Source organism: Streptomyces sp. NPDC002690 (genome assembly GCF_053592415.1).
In genome coordinates, this window is the sequence record NZ_JBSFVR010000319.1 from 1 (window position 1) to 8,445 (window position 8,445).

General features: G+C 72.7%; 10 protein-coding genes. 6 read left to right on the top strand and 4 right to left on the bottom strand.

The genetic code is table 11. The features are described from left to right. Positions 1 to 78: 78 nt before the first annotated feature. Positions 79 to 486: a hypothetical protein gene (locus ACWD3D_RS28890; protein ID WP_451463726.1), complete on the bottom strand. Its 408-nt coding sequence runs from the start codon at positions 484 to 486 to the stop codon at positions 79 to 81. 517 nt (positions 487 to 1,003) lie between these two features. Here ACWD3D_RS28890 and ACWD3D_RS28895 point away from each other — a divergent pair. The 5 genes from ACWD3D_RS28895 to ACWD3D_RS28915 all read left to right on the top strand — a co-directional run bounded on the left by ACWD3D_RS28895 (position 1,004) and on the right by ACWD3D_RS28915 (position 5,652). Next, positions 1,004 to 3,784, top strand: coding sequence for a nitrate- and nitrite sensing domain-containing protein (locus ACWD3D_RS28895; RefSeq protein ID WP_451463717.1), 2,781 nt, complete (start codon positions 1,004 to 1,006; stop codon positions 3,782 to 3,784). Further along, the gene (locus ACWD3D_RS28900; RefSeq protein WP_451463718.1) at positions 3,781 to 4,224 is read left to right on the top strand and encodes a roadblock/LC7 domain-containing protein; all 444 of its coding nucleotides are present in this window, start codon (positions 3,781 to 3,783) and stop codon (positions 4,222 to 4,224) included. The genes ACWD3D_RS28895 and ACWD3D_RS28900 overlap by 4 nt, the downstream gene beginning before the upstream one ends. Positions 4,225 to 4,232: 8 nt before the next feature. Continuing rightward, a complete protein-coding gene (locus tag ACWD3D_RS28905) occupies positions 4,233 to 4,670 on the top strand; it encodes a DUF742 domain-containing protein (RefSeq protein ID WP_451463719.1) in 438 nt (145 codons plus the stop codon). Continuing rightward, positions 4,651 to 5,256 (top strand): GTP-binding protein, encoded by a 606-nt coding sequence (locus tag ACWD3D_RS28910; protein WP_451463720.1) that lies wholly within the window; start codon positions 4,651 to 4,653, stop codon positions 5,254 to 5,256. The genes ACWD3D_RS28905 and ACWD3D_RS28910 overlap by 20 nt, the downstream gene beginning before the upstream one ends. 96 nt (positions 5,257 to 5,352) lie before the next feature. Then, positions 5,353 to 5,652, top strand: a complete 300-nt coding sequence (locus ACWD3D_RS28915; protein ID WP_451463721.1) for a DUF7336 domain-containing protein — start codon at positions 5,353 to 5,355, stop codon at positions 5,650 to 5,652. 41 nt (positions 5,653 to 5,693) lie between these two features. Here the strand turns inward: ACWD3D_RS28915 and ACWD3D_RS28920 are convergent, their stop codons facing one another. Both ACWD3D_RS28920 and ACWD3D_RS28925 read right to left on the bottom strand, forming a co-directional pair. Then, positions 5,694 to 6,059, bottom strand: coding sequence for an Mpo1-like protein (locus ACWD3D_RS28920; RefSeq protein ID WP_451463722.1), 366 nt, complete (start codon positions 6,057 to 6,059; stop codon positions 5,694 to 5,696). 81 nt (positions 6,060 to 6,140) lie between these two features. After that, a complete protein-coding gene (locus tag ACWD3D_RS28925) occupies positions 6,141 to 6,950 on the bottom strand; it encodes a M15 family metallopeptidase (protein ID WP_451463723.1) in 810 nt (269 codons plus the stop codon). Between the two features lie 60 nt (positions 6,951 to 7,010). On the opposite strand from ACWD3D_RS28925, the gene ACWD3D_RS28930 reads away from it, so the two are divergent. After that, on the top strand, positions 7,011 to 7,559 hold the full coding sequence (locus tag ACWD3D_RS28930; protein ID WP_451463724.1) for an NUDIX domain-containing protein: 549 nt from the start codon (positions 7,011 to 7,013) through the stop codon (positions 7,557 to 7,559). A gap of 9 nt (positions 7,560 to 7,568) precedes the next feature. Here ACWD3D_RS28930 and ACWD3D_RS28935 read toward each other — a convergent pair. Next, positions 7,569 to 8,445, bottom strand: an 877-nt coding sequence (locus tag ACWD3D_RS28935) for a TIM-barrel domain-containing protein (protein ID WP_451463725.1), incomplete at its 5' end; no start/stop codon positions are given.

Genomic DNA, 8,445 nt, shown 5'->3' on the forward strand with positions numbered 1-8,445 from the left:
CATCAACGTCGGCAGCGTCGACCGCGGGTTCCGCGCGGTCTACGGCACCTTCGGACCCGACGCGTACGGCCGCCGGGCTCACACTCGCGAGAGCCGGTTCCCGCCCCTCGCGCCGTGCCTGTGCCCTTTTATGGCCGCGCCGCCTTCGCGCGGGGCCCGGCGTTCCGCGCGCCGGGCCCGCCGGCGTTCGCGTCGCACCTGCCGCGCGGTGCTGCTCGGCACCGACACCACACCGTGCCGCTGGTTCCACACCTGACGGGTCACCCAGACGTCCAGCACCGACCAGGTCGCCCCGACCGTGCCGGCCACCGAGCCGAGCACCATCGGGAAGGCGAGCCAGGACCCCGCGAGGGTGCACAGGAACGCCACCATGGCCAGGATGAGCGTCAGCGACACGATCAGCACGGCGCGCACCGCCGCCGTGCGGACCGGATCGGGCATCCGTCCGCGGACCGCGGGCTCCTCCACCCACAACTGACGGGGCACACGCGCCTCCCGCACCGGCATGGCGTCCGACGACGCGGCGCCCCGGCGTTCCCGAGTGCTCAAAGGACCTTCAACTCCCCACCGCTGACCGACTTGAGGGTGACTGCCCGGCTTGCCGCCGTTCTACGCGGACCGGCCGGGCCGTCCGCGCGGCGAATCGAGCGGTCCTGCCGCACCGGCCTCCGGCGTGACTCCTGCCCCGTACGCATGGACGAATACATGGACAGGAAGATTCCCGTGAGTTGGCAACGATTCGCCCGGCCGGGGGTCACGAAACGCGTGATTCCGGCCAGTGTCCGGTATCGGATTCAAGGGTTCCGGCATGCGCGTTTCTGCTGCACGCCGAGTTCCGCGTCCGGAAATGCGGGAATGAATCGCGTCAACTCCGTGTGGGAAGGCCGAAAATCGCCCGGACGGTCCTTCGAGTTGTCAGAGTGTCAGTAGTAGGCTCGCGCCGTTTCCAGACGCGGAACCGACGGACACACCTCCGTGCACGGGGGTCGAGCTGGGGGAGGCCATGCGCTTTCGCGGGAAGTCCATCCGCAGGAAGATCGCGGCACTGCTTCTCGTGCCCCTCGTCTCCCTCACCGCGCTCTGGGCGTTCGCCACCTATGTGACCGGACGCCAGGCGAGCCAGATGATGGACGCCGGTTCCATCGTCGAAAAGGTCGGTCACCCGCTGGAACAGGCGGTCCGCTCCCTCCAGGACGAGCGCCGCCAGACGCTCGTCTTCCTCGCCGACCCCCGGGCCTCCGACGCGCTGCCGCTGCTGCGCCGCCAACAGGCCGTCACCGACCGCACGGTGGCCGCGATCCGCGACGGCGCGGGCCGCGACGACATCCGCGCGGAGCTGAGCGGCGACTCCCAGGGGCGCCTCGACGCGGTGCTCAGCGCGGCCGACGGGCTCCCCTCGCTCCGCCAGTCCGTGGAGAACCGCGGTATCACCAGGCTGCGCGCGATGGATTTCTACGACCGTCTCGTGGACCCCGCGTACCGCTTCCTGAACGGTCTGCGCACCATGGAGCACGTCTCGCTGGACAAGCAGGTCCGCGCGCTCGTCGGCGTCTCCCGCGCCCGTGAACTCCTCTCCCGCGAGGACGCGCTGGTCGCCTCCGGGCTCCTCACCTCGCGGCTCACCGACGCCGATCTGCGCCAGGTCGCCGCACTCGTCGCCCAGCGCGAACTGCTCTACCAGATCAACCTGGACATGCTCCCCGGTGACGAACGCCTGCGCGTCGAACGGTTCTGGGCCAGTCCCGAGACCGAACCCCTGCGCACCGCCGAGAACGCCCTCATCACGGGCGGCGAGGCACGCGACCGCGCGGGCATCGACACGGCCCGCTGGCAGCGGGCCGCGCCCCCCGTACTGGACCGGCTGGCCAACGACTACACCGAGATGACCAACCGCTTCCAGGACCGCGCCGAACCCGCCGGTTACCGGGTGCTCGTCCTCGCGGGCGTCGCGGGGGTCCTCGGCTTCCTGGCGCTGCTCGTCTCCGTCTTCGTCTCCGTACGGATCGGCCGCGAACTGGTCCGCGACCTCTCCGGGCTCCGTAAGGAGGCCCACGAGGCATCGGGCGTACGCCTGCCGGGCGTCATGCGCCGGCTCGCCGCGGGTGAGCAGATCGACGTGGAGACCGAGGCCCCGCACCTGAGTTACGAACCCGACGAGATCGGGCAAGTCGGCCAAGCGCTCAACACCCTCCAGCGGGCCGCCGTCGAAGCCGCCGTCAAACAGGCCGACATGCGGCGCGGCGTCTCCGAGGTCTTCGTCAACCTCGCCCGCCGCAACCAGGTACTGCTGCACCGCCAGCTGACCCTGCTGGACGCGATGGAGCGGCGTACCGAGAGCGACGAGGAGCTCGCCGACCTCTTCCGCCTCGACCACCTCACCACCCGCATGCGCCGGCACGCCGAGGGCCTGGTGATCCTCTCCGGCGCAGCCCCGTCCCGCCAGTGGCGCAAGCCGATCCAGCTGATGGACGTGGTGCGCGCCGCCGTCGCCGAGGTCGAGGACTACGAGCGGATCGAGGTGCGCAGACTCCCGCGCATCGGCGTCGGCGGGCCCGCCGTCGCCGACCTGACCCATCTGATCGCCGAACTCCTGGAGAACGCCACGGCGTTCTCACCGCCGCACACCGGCGTACAGGTGCACGGAGACCGCGTCTCCAACGGCTTCACCCTCGAAATCCACGACCGCGGACTCGGCATGACCCCCGAGATCCTGCTCGACGCGAACCTCCGTCTCGCCGAGACCCCCGACTTCGAACTCTCCGACACCGACCGGCTCGGCCTCTTCGTCGTCAGCCGGCTGGCCCAGCGCCAGAAGGTGCGGGTCTCCCTGCAGAAGTCCCCGTACGGCGGCACCACAGCGGTCGTCTTCATCCCCGCCAACCTGCTCACCGAGGCGCCGGAGACCCACGGCACCGGGTTCCGGCTCGACCGCAGGACCGAACGTGCCCTGCCCGGGCCGCGCTCCGAGCAGAAGGCGGCCGGGGCGCCCTCCCCGCTCCCGTCGGCCCCGGCCGGACCCGGCGGCAGCCCCCCGATCGACGGTCCCGTCGAGCTGGAGGCCCCGATGGGGCCCCGCGAGCGCGCGGCCTTCGAGCGCGCCCGAGACCGGGCGCTCGACCCGGCGCTCGCCCCCGTCCTCGGCGGTCTCGGTGATCTGGAGGACAGCGACAGCGAACGCGGCGGCCTCTTCCGCGCCCGCGAACCACGCCGGGGCGACGAACAGGAACAGCACCAGCAGGCGGGCGACGAGCACGAGGGAGCGGCGCCTTCGGTGCGCCCGATGCGGTTCGACGGACCGGCGCCGCTGCCCCGCCGTACGCCCCCGACGCTCGTCGCCGAGCACGGCCGCCGTATCGGCGCACCCCGCTCCGGAGGCCCCGCCCGCTCGGTACCCCGGGCCTCCGACGCGCCCCCGCCTCCGGTGCCGCGGGTCCCCGACCCGGCGCAGGCCCCGCCCCCGGCAGTCGCCCCCGGGCCCCCGGAGCCGGACGCCGAGCCCGTGAACGTGCGGGTCCTCGACACCGTCGGGGGCCTGCCCCGGCGCATCCGCCAGGCGAGCCTCGTACCGCAGCTCCGCGAGGAGGCGGAGGGCCGCACCGGGCAGGAGGCCCCCGCTGCCGGAGGCGACGACATCCAGCGCGAGGCCGAACAGGTCCGCGACCGCATGGCCTCGCTCCAGCGGGGCTGGCAGCGCGGACGACGGCAGAACGCGGGCGAGCCGACCGAGCCGACCGACACGGGCGACTCGGACCGAGGAACACCACCGGGAGGGGACGGTCGATGACCGCACCGCACGCCGCCGCACACGACTCCGAACGCAGGGGGTCCGGCGAACTCAACTGGCTGCTCGACGAACTCGTGGACCGCGTGTCCAGCATCCGGCAGGCCCTGGTCCTGTCCCGGGACGGACTCGCCACCGGCACCTCCCGCGACCTGAGCCGGGAGGACAGTGAGCACCTCGCCGCCGTGGCCTCCGGCTTCCACAGCCTGGCCAAGGGCGTGGGCCGGCACTTCGACGCCGGCCAGGTGCGCCAGACGGTCGTGGAGCTCGACGAGGCGTTCCTCTTCGTCACCGCGGCCGGGGACGGAAGCTGTCTGGCCGTACTGGCCGACGCGGACTCCGACGTGGGCCAGGTGGCGTACGAGATGACGCTCATGGTCAAGCGCGTGGGGGCCCACCTGGTCAACGCACCCCGTACGCCCGGTACGCCAGCCGGAGGGTGAGGGATGGCATGAGCGCAGACCCGGCCCGGGACGCCGACCCCGGATCGCCGGCCGCCGCCTCCGGCGCCCGGCCCCTGCCCTGGTTCGACGCGGACGCGGGGCCGGTCGTGCGCCCGTACGCGATGACCCGCGGACGCACCTCGGGCGCGGTCCGCCTGCGGCTCGACCTGATAGCGGTCGTCGTACCCGAACCCGCCGCCGACGACCCGGACAGGGACGCCACCCTCTCCCCGGAACACGTGGAGATCGTCGAACTCTGCTGCGCCGTGCCCCAGTCGATCGCCGAACTCGCCGCCGGACTGGACCTTCCCGTGGGGGTCGTACGGGTACTGGTGGCCGATCTCGTCGAGGAGGAGCTGGTGCAGGTGACCCGACCCGTTCCGCCGGCCGAACTGCCGGACGTGAACCTTCTGCGCGAGGTGATCAATGGCCTTCGGGCGCTCTAGCCGCCGCAAGCGGGCCGTCGCGCCCGTCACCCTGAAGATCCTGGTGGCGGGCGGGTTCGGCGTCGGCAAGACGACGATGGTGAGCGCGGTCAGCGAGATCAGACCGCTGCGCACCGAGGAACACCTCACCGAGGCCGGGCGGCCCGTCGACGACACGTCCGGGGTGGAGACCAAGCGGACCACCACCGTGGCGATGGACTTCGGGCGCATCACCCTCCGCGAGGAGCTGGTGCTCTACCTCTTCGGCACCCCCGGGCAGGAACGTTTCTGGTTCCTCTGGGACGAACTGGCCCAGGGTTCCCTGGGCGCCGTCGTCCTCGCCGACACCCGCCGCCTGGAGGAGTGCTTCGCCGCCGTCGACTACTTCGAGCGCCGGAACATCCCCTTCGCCGTCGCCGTCAACTGCTTCGAGGGCGCGGAGACCTTCCCCACTGGCATTGTGCGGGCCGCCCTCGACCTCGGGCCGGACACCCCGGTCCTGCTCTGCGACGCCCGCGACCGGTCCTCGGTCCGGGACGTCCTGGCCGAACTCGTCGAACACGCGCTGGCCCGCACCGGGCGTCTGAGGGAGCCGGCCGGTACCTGAGGACGTCCCCACCAGGGGCGTCCTCGGGTGCCGGGAGGCGAGCGGGACGAGGAAAACGCAGACCGGGCAAGGTCACCTGCTGGTACCTTCGCGCCCGTGATCGTGTATCCGCTGTGGCATGTCGGCCACCAGAACGAAGCCGGCGAAGACGCTTCCACCGTGCACGTCGATGAAAGCGGCGTGTTCTGCGACGAGTCGGACGGCGACGACGTGAAGCTGCTCGGAATCTACTCGACCCGCGAACGGGCGGAAGAGCGTGTGCGACAGGCTCGACTGCTTCCGGGCTTCCGTGACGAGCCGGAGTGCTTCTACTTCGACCCCTGCGTGCTCGATGAGGACCACTGGACCGAGGGATTCGTCCGAGTTCCGCCGGGGGAGTGGCTCCGCGACGCGTAGCGGAGTACGTAGCGGAGTACGAGGGCGTCCCGCGGCGCGGTTCACCCGGCGGCGGACCCCTCCGCATTCTCCGCGAGCCACTTCGCGGCGGTCTCCGCCAGCTCCGCGTCCCGCCCGGCGAGCATCGTCCGGATCATCTGCGCGTCCCCGCGCAGTGACCATACCGGGTGGCCGAAGGTGGCCGGGTTGTTCCCCTCGATGAGGAAATGCGCGGGCCAGGCCGTCCCGTAGCCGATCAGCGGCAGCGCCGCCGCATACCGTTTCCGGCCCCGCGCCAGCCCGTAGGCGGTGATCGCCAGCCCCGTCAGCGTTCCGGTCAGATGGACCCAGCGGGTCGCGGCCTTGGAGTGCATCGCGACGTAGTAGGGCCAGAACTCCTCGTACGAATCGAACGTCTGTTGCGTCATAAGGGCAAGGTAACGGCTCCGACCGCGCCAGGAAACGCCCTGCGGCGAGCGGTTCCGCACGGTGCCGGGCCGCTCCCGCCGTCAGTGGCCCCGCAGGGAGCGCCGGTCGACCGGGAAGTCGAAATACGTGTCCGGGAAGAGTTCCGGCTTGAAGGTGTAGTGCCACCACTCCTCGGCCAGGTTGACGAACCCGAGGCCGGTGAGCGTCCTCTTGAGCAGCTGCCGGTTGGCCCGCTGGGCGCCCTGGACGCGCGGATCCTCGGTGTGCGCGAGGGTGTCGAAGCAGTCGTAACCCGTGCCCATGTCCACCGAGTTGTCGGGGAACCGCGTGTCGCGGGGCCCGTAGCAGGGGGAGAGCGGCTCGCCCGGCCGGTACGCCCTCGTCGGTGCGGCGGGCAGCTTCACCAGCGTCAGGTCGACCGTGCTGCCCCGGCTGTGGCCGGACTTCTCGGCGATGTAACCGTCGTCGAACAGCCGGGACTTGTCCACCCGCGGGTAGAACTCCTCCTTCATGGCCTGGTCGTCCAGGTCCTTCGCCCAGCCCACGAAGTGGTCCACCGCCCGCTGCGGCCGGTAGCAGTCGTACACCTTCAGGGAGTAGCCCTCGCGGAGGAGTGCCGTCTGCGCCCGGTGCAGGGCCTCGGCGGCGGGCCGGGTCAGGACGCACACCGGCTGCCGGTATCCGTCCACCGGGACGCCCATGAAGGTGTGCGGAGTGGCGTACCGCATCTCCTCGATGACGGTGGGGTCGACGGAGCGCAGCGTCACGAAGTCCTCCGGTGCCTTCGGCGCGGGCCGCGCCCATGCCGAAGGGGTGGACGCGGTCGCGGCCAGCAGGGCGGCGGCGACGACGGTGTGGACGCGCGGGGCGATACCGGTGCGTGTTGTCATGTGCACATCGCTATCAGGTTCCGGCCCCCCGGGGAAGCGTGATCCGATACAGTCCGGCCCGTGTCCGAGCCCACCGCACCGCCCGTACGCGACTCCCACTGCGCCGCATGCGGAGCCCCGTACGCCGCTTCCGTACTCCACGCCGACGCCTGGCCCCGCCCCTGCGCCGCCTGCGGTACGGCCGCCTACCGCAACCCGCTCCCCGTCGCGGTCGCCCTGCTCCCCGTCACCGACGACGCGGGCGGGGGCCTGGTCGTCATCACCCGGACCATCCAGCCGCGCCTCGGCGGCCTCGCCCTGCCCGGCGGATTCATCGACCACGGGGAGGACTGGCGGCACGCCGTGGTCCGCGAACTCCGCGAGGAGACCGGCATCGAGGCCACCGCCGAACAGGTCGACCTGGCCGACGCGCTCAGCTCACCCGACGGCCATCTGCTTCTCTTCGGCCTCCTCCCCGCCCGCCCGCTCGGCCTCCTCCCGCCGTCAGCGCCGACCGACGAGACCGCCGGGTACGACGTGCTGCGCGGCCCCAGGGAGCTGGCGTTCCCCCTGCACACCGAGGCCGCCCGCGCCTGGTTCGCGGGCCGCTACCGCCGGGACGCCGGCTGACGGCCCCGGTCACACCCCCCGCACCCGGACCGGGTACGGCACCGCCCCGGCATGGCCGTCCCGCTCCACCACCACCCGGCCGTCCTCCCACCGGGTGCGGAAACGCTCCACCACCGGTTTCCCCCGTCCCGTGCCGGCGCTCCGCACCAGCACACCGCCACCGCGGCGCCCCGGGCGCGGCGCCCAGGCCTCCAGCTCCGTTCCGCCGTCGTCGCCCCGGACCGGAATCACCACGCCCGCCCGCGCCAGCACCGGAATCCGCGCCAACGGCGCCTCCACCGTCACCCGCCCGGGCCCCTCGTACGAGCGGCCCGTCACCGTGTCGTACCAGCGCCCGCGCGGCAGTCGTACCGTCCGCCGGACCGTGCCCGGCTCCAGCACCGGCGCCACCAGCAGCCCGTCCCCCAGCAGGAACGCGTCCTCGCAGTCCCGCAGCCCCCGGTCGCGGGGAGCGTCCCACCACACCGGCCGTACGTACGGCGCACCGGTCAGCCGCGCCACGTACGCCAGCGTCAGGAAGTACGGCCCCAGCCGCTCCCGCTCCACCAAGGCCGCCCGGGCGTGCCCCAGTACCTCCTCCCCGGGCTCACGCCCCTCGCCGCCGGCGTACGACCCGGACCGGACGCGGAACAGCGGCAGCCGCGCAGCCAGCTGGAGCCACCGCAGATACAGCTCGGGCGAGCCCGCGTCCTCGTACGCGCCGACGTCGGGGCCCGCGTACGGCACTCCGCACAGACCGAGCCCGACGACCGTGGCCAGCACCGAGCGCAGCCCCGGCCAGCCGTCCGCCGCACCGGCCGCCACGGCGCCGCCGTACCGCTGCGCGCCGGCCCGGACGGGCGAGGAGAGCCGGAAGGGCCGCTCCCGGGAGCGCGGGACCGCGGGC

Coding starts and splice junctions, on each gene's coding strand:
- ACWD3D_RS28895 (WP_451463717.1), top strand. CDS start 1,004: ATGCGCTTTCGCGGGAAGTCCATCCGCAGGAAGATCGCGGCACTGCTT.
- ACWD3D_RS28910 (WP_451463720.1), top strand. CDS start 4,651: ATGGCCTTCGGGCGCTCTAGCCGCCGCAAGCGGGCCGTCGCGCCCGTC.
- ACWD3D_RS28905 (WP_451463719.1), top strand. CDS start 4,233: ATGAGCGCAGACCCGGCCCGGGACGCCGACCCCGGATCGCCGGCCGCC.
- ACWD3D_RS28925 (WP_451463723.1), bottom strand. CDS start 6,950: ATGACAACACGCACCGGTATCGCCCCGCGCGTCCACACCGTCGTCGCC.
- ACWD3D_RS28900 (WP_451463718.1), top strand. CDS start 3,781: ATGACCGCACCGCACGCCGCCGCACACGACTCCGAACGCAGGGGGTCC.
- ACWD3D_RS28920 (WP_451463722.1), bottom strand. CDS start 6,059: ATGACGCAACAGACGTTCGATTCGTACGAGGAGTTCTGGCCCTACTAC.